Origin of the sequence: Acinetobacter towneri, assembly GCF_001758345.1 — a bacterium.
Lineage (GTDB): Bacteria > Pseudomonadota > Gammaproteobacteria > Pseudomonadales > Moraxellaceae > Acinetobacter > Acinetobacter towneri_A.
Map to the genome: position 1 here is coordinate 288,184 of NZ_MKQS01000005.1, position 18,194 is coordinate 306,377.

At 40.5% G+C, this 18,194-nt stretch carries 15 protein-coding genes; 7 read left to right on the forward strand and 8 right to left on the reverse strand.

All coding sequences use genetic code 11. The features are described from left to right. Positions 1-35: 35 nt before the first annotated feature. Positions 36-1,031: a hypothetical protein gene (locus tag BJN41_RS04565; RefSeq protein WP_070153718.1), complete on the reverse strand. Its 996-nt coding sequence runs from the start codon at positions 1,029-1,031 to the stop codon at positions 36-38. A gap of 121 nt (positions 1,032-1,152) precedes the next feature. Further along, positions 1,153-3,756, reverse strand: a complete 2,604-nt coding sequence (acnD, locus tag BJN41_RS04570; protein ID WP_070153721.1) for a Fe/S-dependent 2-methylisocitrate dehydratase AcnD — start codon at positions 3,754-3,756, stop codon at positions 1,153-1,155. Positions 3,757-4,012: 256 nt separating this feature from the next. On the opposite strand from acnD, the gene BJN41_RS04575 reads away from it, so the two are divergent. Continuing rightward, a complete protein-coding gene (locus BJN41_RS04575; RefSeq protein WP_070153725.1) occupies positions 4,013-4,735 on the forward strand; it encodes a YgfZ/GcvT domain-containing protein in 723 nt (240 codons plus the stop codon). Between the two features lie 56 nt (positions 4,736-4,791). On the opposite strand, the gene BJN41_RS04580 is transcribed toward BJN41_RS04575, so the two are convergent. After that, positions 4,792-5,247 (reverse strand): hypothetical protein, encoded by a 456-nt coding sequence (locus BJN41_RS04580; protein WP_070153729.1) that lies wholly within the window; start codon positions 5,245-5,247, stop codon positions 4,792-4,794. 90 nt (positions 5,248-5,337) lie between these two features. Between BJN41_RS04580 and BJN41_RS04585 the strand changes: the two genes are divergently transcribed. Beyond that, on the forward strand, positions 5,338-6,144 hold the full coding sequence (locus BJN41_RS04585) for a tetratricopeptide repeat protein (protein ID WP_070153816.1): 807 nt from the start codon (positions 5,338-5,340) through the stop codon (positions 6,142-6,144). An 83-nt stretch (positions 6,145-6,227) separates the two neighbouring features. On the opposite strand, the gene BJN41_RS04590 is transcribed toward BJN41_RS04585, so the two are convergent. Together BJN41_RS04590 and BJN41_RS04595 are read right to left on the reverse strand one after the other, a co-directional pair. Then, the gene (locus BJN41_RS04590) at positions 6,228-7,160 is read right to left on the reverse strand and encodes an AEC family transporter (protein ID WP_070153732.1); all 933 of its coding nucleotides are present in this window, start codon (positions 7,158-7,160) and stop codon (positions 6,228-6,230) included. Positions 7,161-7,288: 128 nt separating this feature from the next. Then, positions 7,289-8,419 carry an NADH:flavin oxidoreductase/NADH oxidase gene (locus BJN41_RS04595; protein WP_070153735.1) on the reverse strand — a complete coding sequence of 377 codons (1,131 nt, stop codon included), beginning with the start codon at positions 8,417-8,419 and terminating at the stop codon, positions 7,289-7,291. A 300-nt stretch (positions 8,420-8,719) separates the two neighbouring features. On the opposite strand from BJN41_RS04595, the gene mutM reads away from it, so the two are divergent. Together mutM and BJN41_RS04605 are read left to right on the forward strand one after the other, a co-directional pair. Further along, positions 8,720-9,580 carry a bifunctional DNA-formamidopyrimidine glycosylase/DNA-(apurinic or apyrimidinic site) lyase gene (gene mutM, locus BJN41_RS04600; RefSeq protein WP_070153738.1) on the forward strand — a complete coding sequence of 287 codons (861 nt, stop codon included), beginning with the start codon at positions 8,720-8,722 and terminating at the stop codon, positions 9,578-9,580. Then, positions 9,577-9,855, forward strand: coding sequence for a peptidylprolyl isomerase (locus BJN41_RS04605; RefSeq protein ID WP_004972420.1), 279 nt, complete (start codon positions 9,577-9,579; stop codon positions 9,853-9,855). The genes mutM and BJN41_RS04605 overlap by 4 nt, the downstream gene beginning before the upstream one ends. Before the next feature lie 91 nt (positions 9,856-9,946). Here BJN41_RS04605 and mscL read toward each other — a convergent pair whose 3' ends face one another. Further along, positions 9,947-10,381, reverse strand: a complete 435-nt coding sequence (gene mscL / locus BJN41_RS04610; RefSeq protein WP_004972423.1) for a large conductance mechanosensitive channel protein MscL — start codon at positions 10,379-10,381, stop codon at positions 9,947-9,949. A 199-nt stretch (positions 10,382-10,580) separates the two neighbouring features. Then, complete coding sequence (typA, locus tag BJN41_RS04615) at positions 10,581-12,419, reverse strand: translational GTPase TypA (protein ID WP_070153741.1); 1,839 nt, start codon at positions 12,417-12,419, stop codon at positions 10,581-10,583. A 173-nt stretch (positions 12,420-12,592) separates the two neighbouring features. Between typA and BJN41_RS04620 the strand changes: the two genes are divergently transcribed. The 3 genes from BJN41_RS04620 (at position 12,593) to BJN41_RS04630 (ending at position 16,526) form a co-directional block, all read left to right on the forward strand. After that, positions 12,593-13,963 carry a uracil-xanthine permease family protein gene (locus BJN41_RS04620; RefSeq protein ID WP_070153744.1) on the forward strand — a complete coding sequence of 457 codons (1,371 nt, stop codon included), beginning with the start codon at positions 12,593-12,595 and terminating at the stop codon, positions 13,961-13,963. A gap of 65 nt (positions 13,964-14,028) precedes the next feature. Beyond that, positions 14,029-15,063, forward strand: coding sequence for a methyltransferase (locus BJN41_RS04625; protein WP_070153747.1), 1,035 nt, complete (start codon positions 14,029-14,031; stop codon positions 15,061-15,063). Beyond that, positions 15,063-16,526: an amino acid permease gene (locus BJN41_RS04630; protein WP_019837779.1), complete on the forward strand. Its 1,464-nt coding sequence runs from the start codon at positions 15,063-15,065 to the stop codon at positions 16,524-16,526. The genes BJN41_RS04625 and BJN41_RS04630 overlap by 1 nt, the downstream gene beginning before the upstream one ends. 415 nt (positions 16,527-16,941) lie before the next feature. Here BJN41_RS04630 and omp38 read toward each other — a convergent pair whose 3' ends face one another. Continuing rightward, on the reverse strand, positions 16,942-17,967 hold the full coding sequence (gene omp38, locus BJN41_RS04635) for an outer membrane protein Omp38 (RefSeq protein ID WP_019837780.1): 1,026 nt from the start codon (positions 17,965-17,967) through the stop codon (positions 16,942-16,944). Positions 17,968-18,194 lie beyond the last annotated feature (227 nt).

Below are 18,194 nucleotides of genomic sequence, written 5' to 3' on the forward strand. Positions count from 1 at the left end.
TTAAATCAAGGTTATTCGATTTTCTACTTTTAAACTCAATTATTTTTAGGGAGGATTACCCTCTTATTTTTATTTACATATGATGTTGATTCAAAATTTACTACTCTTAAATTTTGATCAAGCTCATATATTTCACCTAATTGATCAAATAGTTTTTTATAGATTCTAATAGAAGGCTTTATATATTTTTTTGTTTTTTTAACTTTTCCATTTATTTTTTCTTTTTTAAATAGCTCATATTTTAATACGATTGCTCCATCTTCAATTTTGTCTTCAATGGCTGAAACATCAATCAATAATGCACTTGGTTTACATTTAGAAAGAACCTCCCCAAGAGAAACTTTTTTTGCAAAATTTTTAAGAAAATTATTTTCTTTTGAAGTATTAATAAGTTGGATTTGACTATACGCCCAATCAGTTATCTCCTCAATGGATTGTCTTGGCGCTGATTCAACAATTCTTCCAGTAGATGAAATAGATTTTATTTGACCTTTTTCCTTGATTTTTAAATGTGAAGGAATAGATCGCCCCGCAGAATGGGATGAGAAGGATGACCTAATATCATTTCCCTCATAGGATCTATTTCTTACTGCTTTTTCAGAAACGGTCATATTGCGTAAAGCTATTTTTTGAAATTCTGCATTATCTCCTACCAATTTACTGAGTTCTGCCACATCGATTAGCTTAAATTTTTCTTTAACATATGCCAAAAATGTTGAGCAACTTTTACTTAAAATCACTAAATAATCATTAATTTCTATGACTAATATATAAGCATATATACGATCTTCAAAAGTATCATCATCAAGGAAATATACTGGTCTAACTGTAGGAAAGACCTTAATAGATACAGTGTAATCAACTCCTCTATGCGTCCTATTTTTTTCTCTGAATTGATCAATCACGAAATTTTTATTACTTTCCTTATTTTCTGTAGCAAGTTCTAAAATTTTATCAATCTCTTGATCAGTATTTGGTGAATTACATTTAAAAAAAAGTACATTTTTAGTTAGTTCTAATCTATTTGGCATAGATGTCCCGACTCAATTGAGTAAAATTAACACAAATTAAATTAGTTTATTTCTTACACAACTTCAATATATTTAATCTACCTACTCCCCTCCAATAAAGAAGAGTAGGTATTAAATTTCTTTAAATATTCCCTTCCAAGAAGTCCTGCGCAAAGCGTTGCAATACACCACCCGCTTCATACACAGACACTTCTTCTTCGGTATCTAAACGACAAGTTACTGGCACTTCAATCGTTTGGTTTTTACCATCATCCGTTGAACGCTCAATCACTAAAGTCAAAGTTGAACGTGGCGCAATATTACCAATCACGCTATAAAGTTCCGTACCATCCAAACCTAAAGTTTTACGGTTTACACCTGCTTTAAACTCAAGAGGCAATACGCCCATACCCACCAAGTTGGTACGGTGGATACGCTCAAAACCTTCAGCGACAATTGCTTCCACGCCCGCAAGACGCACACCTTTTGCAGCCCAGTCACGGCTTGAACCCTGACCATAATCTGCACCCGCAATAATAATTAACGGCTGCTTGCGGTTCATATAAGTTTCAATCGCTTCCCACATACGCATTACTTCGCCTTCTGGCTCAACACGCGCTTTAGAACCTTGCTTAATTGTGCCGTCTGAACGTACCACCATTTCATTAAACAATTTTGGATTCGCCAAAGTTGCACGTTGTGCCGTCAGGTGATCACCACGGTGCGTTGCATAAGAGTTGAAATCTTCTTCTGGCAAGCCCATTTTTGCCAAGTACTCACCTGCTGCCGAATCTAAAATAATCGCATTCGATGGAGATAAATGGTCTGTGGTGATGTTATCGCCCAAAATTGCCAACGGACGCATATTGGCTAATGTACGTGGAGCCGCCAATGCACCTTCCCAATACGGCGGACGACGGATATAAGTACTTTGTGGACGCCAGTCATATAGCGGACTTTCAGATTTTTCTGACTCACCCAAATCAAACATTGGGATATACACTTGGCGGAATTGTTCAGGTTTAACTGACTCTTTCACCAAAGCATCAATTTCAGCATCAGATGGCCAAATATCTTTTAAGTAAATTGGGTTGCCATTTTGATCTGTACCTAATGCATCTTTTTCGATGTCAAAACGGATGGTACCCGCAATCGCATAAGCCACAACCAATGGTGGAGATGCCAAGAAAGCTTGTTTCGCATACGGATGGATACGACCATCGAAGTTACGGTTGCCCGAAAGTACCGCGGTCGCATATAAGTCACGGTCAATAATTTCTTGTTGAATCGCTGGGTCTAATGCACCAGACATACCGTTACAGGTGGTACATGCATAAGCCACAATACCAAAACCAAGTTTTTCTAAGTCTTTGAGTACGCCTGCTTCTTCCAAATACAATGCTGCGGCTTTAGAACCTGGCGCAAAAGATGATTTCACCCAAGGTTTACGCACAAGACCAAGCTCATTAGCCTTACGTGCCAACAAGCCTGCTGCTACAGTATTACGTGGGTTTGAAGTATTGGTGCACGAAGTAATTGCTGCGATGATGATAGCGCCATCTGGCATCAAGCCATCAGTACGGTTTTCTACCACACCCGCAATGCCTTTTTCTTTCAGGTCAGATGTTGAAACACGCGCATGCGGATTCGATGGACCTGCAATGTTACGAGTTACCGTTGAAAGGTCAAAACGTAGTACACGTGGATATTCTGCCTGAGTCATTTCAGATGCCCAAAGACCAATTTCTTTGGCATAGCTTTCAACCAGTTTGACCTGATCTGCTTCGCGACCTGTTAAGGTTAAATAGTCGATGGTGTTTTGATCGATATAGAACATGGCAGCAGTTGCACCATATTCCGGAGTCATGTTGGAAATCGTGGCACGATCACCCACCGACATGCTATCTGCGCCTTCACCAAAAAATTCTAAATAAGCACCGACGACACGCTCTTTACGCAAAAACTCGGTTAAAGCCAACACGATGTCTGTTGCCGTAATACCTGCCTGACGCTCACCAACCAACTCAACACCAATAATATCTGGCAGACGCATCCAAGAAGCACGACCCAACATTACGTTTTCAGCTTCAAGACCGCCTACACCCACAGAAATGACACCCAAAGCATCGGTATGTGGTGTATGTGAGTCTGTACCGACACAAGTATCTGGGAATGCAATGCCTTCACGGTTTTGAATCACTGGGGACATTTTTTCCAGATTGATCTGGTGCATGATGCCATTGCCTGCAGGAATCACATCAACATTTTCAAACGCAGTTTTCGTCCATTCAATAAAGTGGAAACGGTCTTCATTACGACGATCTTCCACTTCACGGTTTTTACGGAAAGCATCTGGGTCAAAACCGCCATATTCCACTGCCAAAGAGTGATCGACAATTAACTGGGTTGGCACTACAGGATTCACTTTAGATGGATCACCACCTTGATCGGCAATCGCATCACGCAAGCCTGCCAAATCTACCAATGCGGTTTGACCTAAAATGTCGTGACATACCACACGTGCTGGATACCACGGAAAATCATGCTCTTGTTTACGTTCAATCAACTGTTTTAAAGATTGTTCTAAAATTGCAGGATCACAACGGCGCACTAACTGCTCTGCAAGTACTTTTGAGGTATATGGAAGTTTGGCATAAGCGCCTGGCTGGATATCTTCAACGGCTTGTCGCACATCATAAAAATCGAGCTGAGTGCCTTGCAGTGGTTTGCGGTAGTTGTTATTCATCTGGTATTCGCCCTTACTCTATTGTTGTCAACATCTTATGGGATGATTATTTTCCCTGGTCGAAAGCATTGTACGCCGCCAAAAACCCATTTCCCAAATCTGATATATTTCATACACTTAAATATAAAAACAATGGTTTTTGCAATAATTGGTTACATTTCAAGTAAAATTCTTGCCTGAAAAATGCATTTTTTCTAAAAATAGCGCAAAATTGACCTCATTCTTTAGTCTTAGATTTCATTATGAAAGGTTATTCATGCGCGATTTAGCTTTCTGTGCTTTAAGTTTAAACGGTGTTGATGCACAAAAATTCCTGCAAGGTCAGGTGACCGTCAATGTCGAAACCTTAGCTGAAAATACAACGTGTTATACTGCAATTTGCAGTTTAAAAGGCCGTGTTCAGTTTGGTTTATGGCTTAAAAAAAACTCGTCTGAAAGTTTTGAAATAATCAGCACTGCCGACCAAGCCGAAGATTTAGCCAAACACATTAAAAAGTTTGGCGCATTTTCAAAAATACAGCTTGAAACCATCGGTACGGTTTACCCAACCATTCAGGGCAATCAAACCGAGTTTTCAACTGAAGTCACCGATTTAAACGCATGGCAGCTACAAGCCATTGACGCAGGTCAAGCGTGGGTTCAAGCCTCAACAGCAGAAGTGTTTCAGCCACAGGAATTGCGTTTGCATCAACGAGATGGCGTGCATTACGACAAAGGCTGTTATTTGGGTCAGGAAGTGGWGGCACGTTTATGGTTTAAAGCCAAACCGAAACGCTGGTTGCATTTAATTCAAGGTTCAGGCGAAGTCCCTGCACCTGCCGCCAAATTGAATAATGATGTAGAAGTGGTAAATAGTATAGCCACTGCAGATGGTTTTAAAGCGTTAGTGGTTGCTAAACCAAGTGCTTTGCAAGAATTATCTGTACAAGTGTTGGCTTTGCCTGAACATTTAAATGGCGATGTCGCACGTCCGCAATAAAAATTTCATTCAGAATAAAGTAATCTACTAATAGGTTACTTTATTCTGAGATAAAACTAATATGTATTACATATAGTTTGAAATCCTATTTGATTACAATAAGTAGTTTTAGATCTATTATTCTGAATAGTATTATTTAAATTTTCAAAAGCTTCTTGACTTGCAGCAGCCTTTGATTGTTTTAACTGGTAATCAAACCGAATATCTTCACCACTAACATTTTGATTTTTAACAAATAGCCTAATTCCCTTAGGGAATTGAACAGTGTCAACTATTGTCTGATACTGTGCCTCAACTCCGCTTACCCAAACAGCTTTACAAGGAACTGTATTAATATAGCCTTTTTTAGTACTTTCTTTTGGATAATATAGATTCAAAGGTGTATATCCCTTTTGCTCATAACCACACATAACCATTGCAGATTGAGGTGCACTATCATATTGTATTAAATAGCCAGACTGACAGCCAGATATCAAAAGCATCATTATTGACATTAAAAGCATTTTATTCATAATTTATTCCATTGTTTTTTACTTATAAAAATCAATCTTATTATAAAAAACATATAAACGGAATGCATAGAAAACAAGGAAAATATAATGTTGAAAAAACTACTCATTGCGACCGCAAGCGCCCTATCTAGCAGCATCTGCATGGCAAATAGCAACATTCCAACCGATCCTGCTTTTGCCAAAATTGAACAATTAACACAAGCCAATAAGATGCAAGAGGCTTATCAAGAATTAGAAAAACTTGCCAAAATAGGCAATGTAAAAGCTATGGAGGCACTTGGTTATTCTAACCAAACTGGGCAAGGTACAGCGAAAAACGAAATGAAAGCCGTTCAGTTTTATGAACAAGCAGCAAAAAAAAACTCTCCTGTTTCAAATTATGTTTTGGGTAGAAACTATCTCACTGGCGAACTGGGTTTAAAACAGGATACTGCCAAAGCCAAACAATATTTACAGACCGCATCCAATCAGGGTTTTAATGATGCCACAGTAGATTTAGCCGTTTTATATTTCTCGGAAAATACGACAGCATCTGACCAAAAAGGTTTAAAACTATTACAACCTTTAATTGCCAAAGATTATTATCAAGCCATACATGCCAAAGCCTTGTACGACATTAGCACAGGCTTTAAAAACAAAGATGAAGCACCAATTAAGCAAGGGTTGCAAAGCATTCAAAACTTGGCGCAAAAGGGCTATATTCCTGCCCTAATGGCAGTAGGCAATATGTTTGTGAATGGTAATATCGTACCGCAAAACTTGCCTGAAGCGAAAAAGATTTTTGCCTCACTGGCACAGGAAAATGTACCCCAAGCCCAAGAATCATTAGCTGTGGTTGAAAAAATGATGGCAGATCAATCCAAAGCTTCCAGCAAAGCGACAGCAAAGAAAAGTTAAGAAAGTCTTCTCTTAATTAAGACACAAAAAGTCTGTATCAGCGTAATACAGACTTTTTGTGATTTGAGCACTTCAAACCAAAGTTATAAATATTTACCAGATTGTGTCAATAAAATTGCCATCATCACAAAACCCAATATTGTACTCAACACCAAGGGGACTAATGCTTTTTCATCCAAACCGTAGTGCTGCCCGAAAATACCAAAAGCAATTGGCATGGGTAAAGCTGCCAGTAAAGTCCCGACAAACAACATTTCACGGTTCACATCTAATGCCCATAAAATCCCAAAGATCGTGAGTGGCATCAGCAATACTTTGAATACGACCAAAACAATACTTTGCAAATTGACCGACTTGATTTGCATACCGACCAAACTTCCCCCAATAACAAATAAAGCCAAAGGTGAAGCAGTTTTTCCCAACATTTCTAGAATTTTTGAGATAGATTGTGGCAGTTTAAAGTTGATGAACACACACAACATGCCCAATAAAATAGATAAAATGACTGGATTTTTCAGTAAGCGCTGCACAGTTTCGGCATACACTTGCCCACCTGATTTCGCTGAAGATTGCAGTCCACGTTCTGCCAAAATTAGCATCAATGCCACAATAATTAAATTTTCGACAATTAAAGTTAAAGACAAATAAATTGCAGATTGACTGCCAATCAACAAAGTTAAAATAGCAGTGCCAATAAATCCTGTATTTGACATTGATGCACCCATCGCCATAACACTAGCATGAGTCAAACTTGAATTAAAATAATGCCGATACAATAAAAAAGCACCCATAAACAGCAGAATAGAGCCGCCGCCATAGCCTAAAAAGTAAGCAGGACTCCAAATTTCTGCCAAGCTCTTACTGGCCAAGGCCTGCAATAAAAATGCAGGCAAGGCGACTTTCATAACAAACTGCCCTAGAACCTGAATTGCGTTTGCATCTATAAACTGGCTTTTTACGGCAATATATCCCAACAGCACCACAGCACAAATGGGAAATAAAATACTCAGTAACACCCTGACATCCTTTTTCAGTGTTGCCCATAATCGACATGGTTTTTACTGATTTAGCTTACACCGAAGCTCCCGATAAAGCACGGAAAAATAGTGTAAGTTTCACTTAGTTTAAAAGGAAAATATCAGGATTATACATTCATATCTGCGGGTTTAAAGGGCGCAAATAAACTACGGAACCCATGCGGCTGACATCGTAAATATTGCGGGGCAATTTCAATTTTTTCGCCCAATTCTGCCGCAGCATGCCATGGCCAACGTGGGTCATATAAAATGGCACGTGCTATCGCAATTGCATCGGCCTGTTGATATTGCAAAATACCTTCTGCCTGCATCGGTTCAGTAATCAAACCCACCGCAATTACAGGAATTTTTACAGCTTGCTTAATTGCATGAGCAAATGGCGTTTGATAACCCGCATGCACATCAATTTTTTGATCGACATGCAAACCGCCGCTAGACACGTGAATATAAGCCGCACCTAAATGCTCTAGTGCCTTTGCCAAACCCACAGAAGATTCCACATTCCAGCCTTCTGCATCATCCATCCAGTCTGTTGCAGAAATTCGCACGCCAATTGGATAACCTTGGGGTACAGCATTTTGAATCGCCTGAAATACTTCCAATGTAAGGCGAATCCGATTTTCCAAACTTCCGCCATATTCATCTTGGCGGTGATTAGACAATGGCGACATAAATTGATGCAATAAATAGCCATGTGCGGCATGAATTTCGATTAAATCAAAACCTGCATCCACCGCTCGTACTGCGGCACTGGCAAAGTCTGCAATGACCTGTTGAATTTCATCTTGCGTTAAAGCATGTGGTGGATGTTCGTGCGATTGAAATGGCAACCCACTGGCCGATACCGTCTGCCAGCCATGTTCTTCATTCGGAGCAAACTGTCCTTTGTCCTGCCACGGTTTATCAGTTGAAGCTTTACGACCCGCATGTGCCAACTGCACAGCAAATGGCATAGGCGATAAACTTTTAACTTTATGCAATAGTGCTTTCATCTGCGCACGCTGCATGTCATTCCATAAGCCTAAATCTGCATAACTAATACGTCCTTCTGCCTGCACTGCCGTGGCTTCTACAATACACATCCCTGCGCCCGACAAGGCATAATTGGCCCATTGCTGCTCATGCCAATAGCTCAATTCACCTTGTTCATTGGCAGAATATTGACACATCGGGGCGATAACAATTTTGTTGGCAAGTTGCAGTGATCCAAATTGAATCGGCTGAAAAAGTAATGTCACGCTGCAAGCCCTCATACTGTGCTATTCACCAAAAGCGAATCATTAAATAAAGAAGTAATCACTCAGAATCCGCCATCTGTTTTAGATGGTTTTTTCTATAATAGATGTTTAAAAATGATTTATTTATAACGTGTTGTATGGTTTTTGCAAAGCCTGCTTTTGTTTTACACAGAATAATTTTGCGACAGCACACCATGGCTTGTATTCTATGGCTTGCATTCTATGGATAATGCCCAATATTACGCGCATTACTGTATGTCCTTGCCTGCTTAATTTCTACAAGCGGATTGAATTTGTACCATGCCAGAATTACCAGAAGTTGAAACTACCAAAACTAGTCTATTGCCGCTACTTGATCAAAAAGTCCTGAAGGTAGAAGTGCGTCAAGCCAATTTACGCTGGCCCATTCCAGAAAACCTACATAAACTCACAGGACAAAAATTACTGCAATTGACCCGCAGATCCAAATACATTCTGGCGCAATTTGAACAGGACAGCATGTTGTGGCATTTAGGCATGTCGGGCAGTTTTCGTCTTTGCGATGCGCAGGAAGATTTACGCAAACACGACCATCTGATTATTCAGTTTGAAGATATACAATTGCGCTACCATGACCCACGTCGCTTTGGCTGTATTTTATGGCTAAATGAAAGCTCTCAACTCAAACTGATAGATCCACTTGGCCCTGAGCCGTTGAGTGATGCCTTTAACCCCGACTATCTTGCACAGAAGCTCAAAAACAAAAATGTTGGCATCAAAGTTGCAATTATGGATAACCATGTCGTGGTGGGTGTGGGCAATATTTATGCCACGGAAAGTCTGTTTAATTTAGGTATTCACCCTGCACAACCTGCATCATCACTCAGTTTGAAACAGATTGAAAAACTGGTGCTCGAAATCAAACGCATTTTAAAACAAGCGATTGATTTAGGCGGTTCGACCTTGCGTGATTACAGTAATGCGATGGGCGAAAATGGCTATTTTCAGCAAACCTTGTTGGCGTATGGACGTGCAGGTGAAATGTGTGTGAACTGTGAAACCACACTAGAAAATTTAAAACTGGGCCAACGTGCCTCGGTATATTGTCCTGAATGTCAGCCTTTGAAAAAAGTACTCACTTCGACTAAAGCTGCAACAAGCAAACGAGGTAAAAAAGTATGAGAACCGCTATTGTGCGTCATATCTTAGTGAAAGATAAAGAAACCTGTGAACAACTGAAAAAGCGGATTCAATCAGGTGCTGATTTTGCCAAAATTGCCAAACAATTTTCGACCTGCCCTTCAGGAAAAAAAGGTGGGGAATTGGGTGAGGTCAAAAAAGGACAATTGGTACCCGTGATTGATAAATTAGTGTTTACCGCAGCAGAACGCGTACTACACGGCCCTGTAAAAAGTCAGTTTGGTTTTCATTTGGTAGAAGTAAAGTTTCGGATGTAATTTTTATGCCTTCAGCGCCTCTCCATCCTAGAGAATAGGGTGCAAACAAACGGCGCATAAAGCGCCGTTTGTTTTGATTGCGTATTAAAAATTATTGACGTTTTTTCAATTCATCACGAATTTCACGTAGCAACGCGATATCTTCTGGCGTTGCTGCTGGTTCTGGCGCTGCTTCTTCTTGTTTACGGCGCATACGATTAATCATTTTCACCATTAAGAATACCACCCATGCCAAAATAATGAAGTTAATTAAAATCGTAAGGAAGTTACCATAGGTCAGGACATTTACACCTGCTTTGGTTAACTCATCTAAAGACTGTAAATTGTTTGGATTATCGCCCAAAACAAAGAACTTTTGTGTGAAATCCACACCACCGCCAGTGATCACAGTAATCAATGGCATGATGATATCTTTCACTAATGAGTCAACAATTTTACCAAATGCCCCACCAATAATCACACCGACAGCCAAGTCGATCATGTTGCCTTTTACCGCAAATTCGCGGAACTCTTGAATAATACTCATTTAAATCTCCAGTTTTTTTTGACTTTAATTTATGTGACGAAGTATACATTAATTTTATAGCTTCATTTCCACGTAATTTACTCGGAAATCATCTGCTTTTATATATTAGTTTGCTAATTTTAAACAAAAATGCCATCAATAAATTGATGGCATTTTTAAATTTTGCTGCCCCGCATGAGGACAACATCATTTTTAAAACTTATTTACCAGAACGGTTACGTTTACGTTCGTTTTCAGTCAAGTAACGCTTACGGATACGGATTGACTTAGGTGTTACTTCAACTAATTCATCATCTTCAATAAATTCAAGCGCTTGTTCAAGCGTGAATTCAATTGCAGGTACCAGTGTCAACGCATCATCAGTACCAGAAGCACGTACGTTAGTTAACTGTTTCGCTTTAGTTGGGTTAACCACCATGTCGTCTGAACGAGAGTTAATACCAATGATCATACCTTCGTAAACTTCTAACTGAGGTTTAGCAAATAGACGACCACGGTCTTGCAAGCTGAACAATGCATAACCCAAGCACGTACCTTGAACCATAGAGATCAACACACCGTTTTGACGTTTCGCAACTTGACCTGCTTTCATTGGGCCATAGTGTGAGAAGCTTGACGTCATGATACCCGTACCAGAAGTCATGGTCATGAATTCAGAACGGAAACCAATTAAACCACGTGAAGGCACAGTGGCTTCAATACGGATACGGCCTTTACCGTCTACTTCCATATTGGTCATCTCACCTTTACGGTTACCCATTTGTTCCATCACAGCGCCTTGGTGCTGTTCTTCTACGTCAAAAGTCACGTTTTCGTATGGTTCTTGCATTTCGCCATCAATCTCTTTCAAGATGACTTGCGGACGAGATACACCCATTTCGAAGCCTTCACGGCGCATGTTTTCAATCAATACAGAAAGGTGAAGCTCACCACGACCAGATACTTTGAAACGGTCTGGACTGTCAGTATCTTCTACACGAAGTGCAACGTTGTGAATTAATTCGCGGTCTAGACGTTCACGAATGTTACGTGAAGTCACGAACTTACCTTCTTTACCCGCAAAAGGTGAGTTGTTGACTTGGAATGTCATCGATACGGTTGGTTCGTCTACAGAAAGCGGCGGTAAAGCTTCTACATTTTTCGGATCACAAATCGTGTCAGAAATATGGAGTTCGTCCATACCTGTTACACACACGATGTCACCTGCAGAAGCAGATTCAACATCAACACGCTCTAAACCGTGGTAACCCATGATTTTTAAGATACGACCGTTACGTGTTTTACCTTCTTGGTCAATCACGGTTACTGGTGTATTCAGCTTCACAGAACCACGTTGAATACGACCCACACCAATCACACCCACGAAGCTGTTATAGTCGAGTGAAGACACTTGCATTTGGAATGGACCATCAACATCAACTGCTGGTGGCTCAACGATATCGACAATGGTTTGGAACAACGGTGTCATATCTTCCGCTAATTCATCTGGTGCAGGACCCGCAACACCACGTAAGCCTGATGCATATACGATTGGAAAGTCTAATTGCTCATCAGTTGCACCCAAGTTATCAAACAAGTCAAATACTTGATCAATAACCCAGTCTGGGCGCGCGTTTGGCTTGTCTACTTTGTTGATGATCACGATTGGCTTTAAACCACGTGCGAACGCTTTTTGCGTTACGAAACGTGTTTGCGGCATTGGGCCTTCTTGTGAATCAACTAAAAGAAGTACGCAATCCACCATCGACATGACACGTTCAACTTCACCACCGAAGTCGGCGTGTCCTGGGGTGTCCACAATGTTAATGCGGTATTCAGTATCTGTACGTTTATCTAACCATTTGATTGCAGTGTTTTTTGCAAGAATGGTAATGCCACGTTCACTTTCAATAGCGCCTGAATCCATGACACGCTCAATCTCGCCCGCTCGCTCACCGAGTGCGCCCGATTGTTGTAAAAGTTTATCCACAAGAGTTGTTTTTCCGTGGTCAACGTGCGCAATAATTGCGATGTTGCGGAGAGTTTTAATATCTGACATGTAAATTCAATACGCTATAAATTTGAGGGCAAATTATACAGAAAAATACTAAAGTTTTATAGTGACACTTTATTGACACACACAATTTTTTTTGATGAGAAACACGCTTTTGATTTTGTAAAGCTGTGTAACTCGATTAGAATAGCGCCACTTTTGCAATATCTTTACGACTTATGTCTGATTTTAACCAATCTCCCTCCCCAAAAGCCCCACTTGATCTGGTCTATGGTCTGAATGAGCGTCCAAAACCACTTATCGCTTTTTTAGCCGCTTTTCAGCATTTACTGGCAATTATTGTTCCGATTGTCACACCAGGCCTCTTAATTTGCTTGGCTTTAGGCGTTTCCAAACAAGATACCAACATGATCTTGTCAATGTCTTTGGTCATTTCAGGTATTGCAACCTTTTTACAATGTAAAAAAGTCGGCCCTTTTGGTGCAGGTTTACTCATTGTACAAGGCACCAGCTTTAACTTTATTGGCCCAATTATTGGTATCGGCTCTGCCATGGTTGCTGCAGGCACACCTGTTGAATCAGTCATGGCGGCAATTTTTGGTGTGGTCATTGCAGGCTCATTTATTGAAATGGGCGTTTCACAAATTTTACCTTGGGTAAAAAAGCTGATCACTCCGCTCGTGACAGGTATTGTTGTACTCCTGATTGGTTTGACCTTAATTAAAGAAGGTTTAATTAGTATGGGCGGTGGCTATCAAGCCATGAGCAATAATACCTTTGCCAATACTGACAACCTGATTATGTCGTGCACAGTCTTGGCCATTATCATTATTTTAAACCGTATCAATATCACATGGATTAAAAGCTCTGCCATTTTAATTGCCTTGGTGATTGGTTATGCAATGGCAGGCATGATGGGTCATCTTGACTTTTCAGGTCTGAAAGATGCGCCTCTGGTACAGGTCCCAACACCAATGCATTTTGGACTAGATTTCTCTTGGAGCTTGTTCATTCCCTTAGCATTTATTTATTTAGTGACATCATTAGAAGCCATTGGTGATATTACCGCGACCTCTAAACTTTCCAATCAACCTGTCGATGGCCCACAGTGGATGCAACGTATTAAAGGCGGTGTATTGGTGAATGGCGCAAACTCTTTCTTGGCAGGAATTTTCAACACCTTTCCAAGTTCAGTATTTGCCCAAAACAATGGCGTGATTCAACTCACAGGTGTTGCTAGCCGTTATGTTGGCATCTGGATTGCMGCCCTCCTCATCATTTTAGGCCTGCTCCCTGCGGTCGCAGGTGTGATTCAGGCTGTGCCTCAAGCCGTATTAGGTGGTGCTGKGATGGTGATGTTTGGTGCCGTTGCCGCTTCGGGGATTAATATTCTTTCAGGTGTCGTTTTAGATCGACGTGCCTTGCTGATTATCGCAATTTCCTTGGGCTTAGGCTTAGGTGTTGCACAAGTGCCACAAATTCTAGAACACTTACCTGAATTATTCCGTAATATTTTCAGTTCAGGCGTTGCCACAGGCGGTATTGCAGCACTCATTTTAAATATTGTGCTTCCTGAAAGTAAAAAGTAATTGCATGTCCAAAAAACACTGTCTGAGCTGAACTTAGACAGTGTTTTTCTATTGGAGAGAGAACCATGAACCCCCAAAGCGAAGTTTTACTCAGACAATATGATTATTTGTCTGGTCGTGTTCTACTGATCAATGCCCCAACCGATCAACTCCTCGCAGAATTGGGTGACTCAATCCAAGCCTCTGTGTGGACATGGAATTTTAACGACTATCAATACTTTCAAAATCAACAAGCGCAAGTGCATTTTGGTGCAGAATTGCCTGTAGGTGAATTTGATCAGGCGGTTATTTTTGTACCGAAATCCAAGGAATTACTCAATTACCTAATTCACTCCATTGCCGCACAACTCCCACAAGGCAGCAGCGTATTTTTAGTTGGTGAAAAGAAAGCTGGAATTGAACGGGCTGCAAAGCAATTACAACCTTATGGCAAGGCACTCAAGCTAGATAGCGCACGCCACTGCCAACTTTGGCAACTAATTTTAGACTGCAAGGTTCAAAATAAGACCTTAGCAGATTGGGTGCAAAGCTATACAGTTGCTACACCTAAAGGTGATTTACAGATTTGTGCATTGCCGGGTGTATTTAGCCAAAAACACTTAGATGTTGGCACAGCTGTGTTATTACCTTATTTAAATCAGGTGACTGCTGGAAAAATTGCAGATTTTGGCTGTGGTGCGGGCGTGATCAGTGCTTATTTAGCCAAACTCAACCCAGAAAATCGCATTTTTGCTTTAGATGTCGATGCATTTGCTTTAGCCTCAACACAAATGACGTTTGAAAAAAATCAACTCAACCCACAACAGCTTGAAATTAAAGCCGTGACAGGCATTGAGGATGCACCGTTATTTTTGCATGCCATCGTGAGTAATCCCCCGTTCCACCAAGGCATTCAAACACATTACGATGCCAGTGAAAATCTGTGTAAAACTTCACGTCGTCACCTGAAGTCGGGTGGTGAACTTTGGATCGTGGCTAATCGCTTTTTAAATTATCCACTCTTAATTGAACAAAGTTTCGGTCAATGCACAATCAAGGCAGATCAACAAGGCTTTAAAGTACTGTTTGCCAGTACTCAAAAAAATACGAAGGACGCATGATGAGCGAAACTCAAAACAATCGACAGTTACAGCGTAAGCTCGGTGCGCGTCATTTAAACATGATCGCCATTGGTGGCTCAATTGGTACAGGTTTATTCCTTGCCTCAGGGGCAACTATTGCCAACGCAGGTCCTGGAGGCGCCTTACTTGCGTATGCCCTCATTGGTGTGATGATTTATTTCTTGATGACCAGTTTAGGGGAACTTACCACCCACAATCCAACGTCTGGGGCTTTCTTTACCTATGGCAGTAAATATGTCGAAGGTGGTTTTGGTTTTGCACTCGGCTGGAACTACTGGTACAACTGGGCCATTACTGTGGCATTTGAATTGGTGGCTGTACAATTCATTATGAAATTCTGGTTTCCCGATATTCCTGGTTTCTATTGGAGTGCCTTATTTCTAGCGGTTGTATTTGGTATTAATGCCTTAACCGTCAAAGGTTTTGGTGAATCTGAGTTTTTCTTCTCACTGGTCAAAGTCCTTGCAATTATAGTGTTCATCATCATTGGTCTATTCATGATTATCAAAATCATGCTGACTCCAGATGTTGCTACTTTTGCCAATTGGAGCAAAGGAGAAGCGCCATTTGTAGGTGGATTATCTGCCTTAATTGGGGTGGCAATGATTGCAGGATTCTCATTTCAGGGTACAGAAATGGTGGGGGTTGCAGCGGGTGAATCTAAAAATCCGAAGAAAACAATTCCGATTGCAATTAAACAAATCTTCTGGCGTATTTTATTGTTTTATATCGTGTGTATTTTCATTATTGGTACCTTAATCGCCTATGATGACCCACGTTTACTTCAAGCAGCCGCCACCGATAACATTGCACTCTCTCCGTTTACTTTACTGTATGAACAGGCAGGCTTTGCTTTTGCCGCAAGTGTCATGAATGCAGTAATTTTAACTGCGATTCTTTCTGCTGGTAACTCGGGTATGTATTCATCGACCCGTATGCTATTTGATATGGCACGTAAAGGCAGTGCACCAAAAGCTTTTGCCCGCTTAGATGCTCGTGGCGTCCCAATGAATGCACTGTATGCCACAACAGCAATCGCTGCACTATGTTTTTTAACAACATTTATTGGCGAAAAACAAGTATTTAACTGGCTTCTGAATATGTCAGGCATGTGTGGCTTTATCGTTTGGCTCGGGATTGCTGTATCACATTATCGTTTTCGTAAAGGCTATTTGGCACAAGGCTACCAACTGCATGATTTAGCCTACCGTGCCAAATTTTTTCCATTTGCCCCGTGGTTTGCCTTTATCCTATGCGCGATTGTGGTCTTAGGTCAAAACTACCAAGCGGTGCTTGATGGTGAATGGTTAGCGGTATTATCAACTTATATTGGGATTTTTTTATTTTTAGCCATTTGGTTAGGTTATAAATGGAAGCACAAAACCAAGCTTATTGCCTATCAAGATATGGATGTACAACCTATGCTTACAGATCGTGATTAAAATAGATAACCATCTGTTTCTTCATGATTAATCAAAAACAGCCATCTTTTGGCTGTTTTTTTATGCGGGATATTTAAACCAATACGGTCAAAAATTATTTTAGTTAAGATCTATTATCAAAAAAACAATGATATTCAGCAATTAAGCTATTCAATTTTTTCTCTACTCAGTTGATATTCTATTCATCATTCCCTGATTCTCTGAGGAATTCTTCTTCACAATCTGAACTTCATTAATCTTTCTATTACGTAATTTTATTTACATCACACGTTTTTCTCGGTACACGGTTAACATGCTGCATCTTATCTTAAGACAAATTAAAGCCAGATGATTTTTCTGTTGTCTTTTCAACACACAAACCTAATAGACATAAAAAAACGACTCCGAAGAGTCGTTTTTTTCAACTTAACTCAAATTATTGAGCGTGTTGTTCAACAGTCACTGTACGGCTGCCAGTGATCGTCGCGAATACACGACGGTTCATAGCACGACCTTCTTTAGTGTTGTTGTCAGCAATCGGTTGATCCCAAGCGAAACCTTGAGTAGACAAACGAGCTGGATCTACATTGTATTCATTTACAAGTGAAGATTTAACAGAGTTAGCACGCGCTAAAGATAAACGTTCGTTCAATGCACGTGGACCAGTGTTGTCAGTGTGACCTTCGATGCGAGCAGTAGCGTTTGGATATTCAACTAACTTCTCAGCAACTTTAGCGATTTCTGGCTTGTACTGATCTTTGATGTTTGATTTGTTGGTATCAAAGAACACACGAAGTTCCATGTTCAAGTCTTCAGTCAACTCTTGTGGAGCAGGTTGAACTGGAGCAACGGTTTCAACTGGAGCAACTTCTACTACAGGAGCAGCTGGCTTCAAGTGACCGCCAAGAACTACGTTAAGACCAGCTAAAGCTGTGTAGTTCCAGAATTTCTCATCAAAGTGGTAAGTACCACGTGCTTCAGTACGAAGAGATAAAGCATCGTTCAAACGGAAGAACGCACCCACACCTGCATTACCTAAAGTACCTTCTTCACCATCACGGTAACCTAACGCCGCATTATCAAACTCATACTTATAGTGACCAGCACCTAAAAGTACGTATGGCTTAATTTTGCTGTCATAGTTTTTAGTAATTAGATCAGAAGTCGCATAGAAGTTACCTGCGATGTTCTTCGCTTTGTATTCACCAGCATTTGGGTCTACATCACCTTTAACTTGGCTGTATTCGGCTTCAAAGCCTAACCAAGGGGTAAGTTCTACACCAAGCGCAGCACCTACAAACAAATCGTCTTGTAGTTCGTGACTAGTTGTCAATTTGTCGTTGTTGTGCTCAGTATCTTGAAAAGTATAACCAAGCATTAATGGGGTAACAGTTACGCCCGCGTTTGCAGCAGCTAAAGGAGCAGCTACGAGCATTGCTAATGCAATACGACTCATTTTCATGGATTTATCCTCCAGAGATAACAATTATTGTTCAAGCTCAAGCCTAAATTTTCGACTACCCTGAGATAGGCTTTTTTTACCCCAGTATTATTTTTAAGCTAGTCACTTTGAATCATACAAACACTTTATTACTTTTCCAAGTGCTTGATAATTTTAATCAAGTAAATTATTGACAAAATTACTTACAATTTCCGTTGTAATTCGGTAACTTTCTACTCAATTTTTTG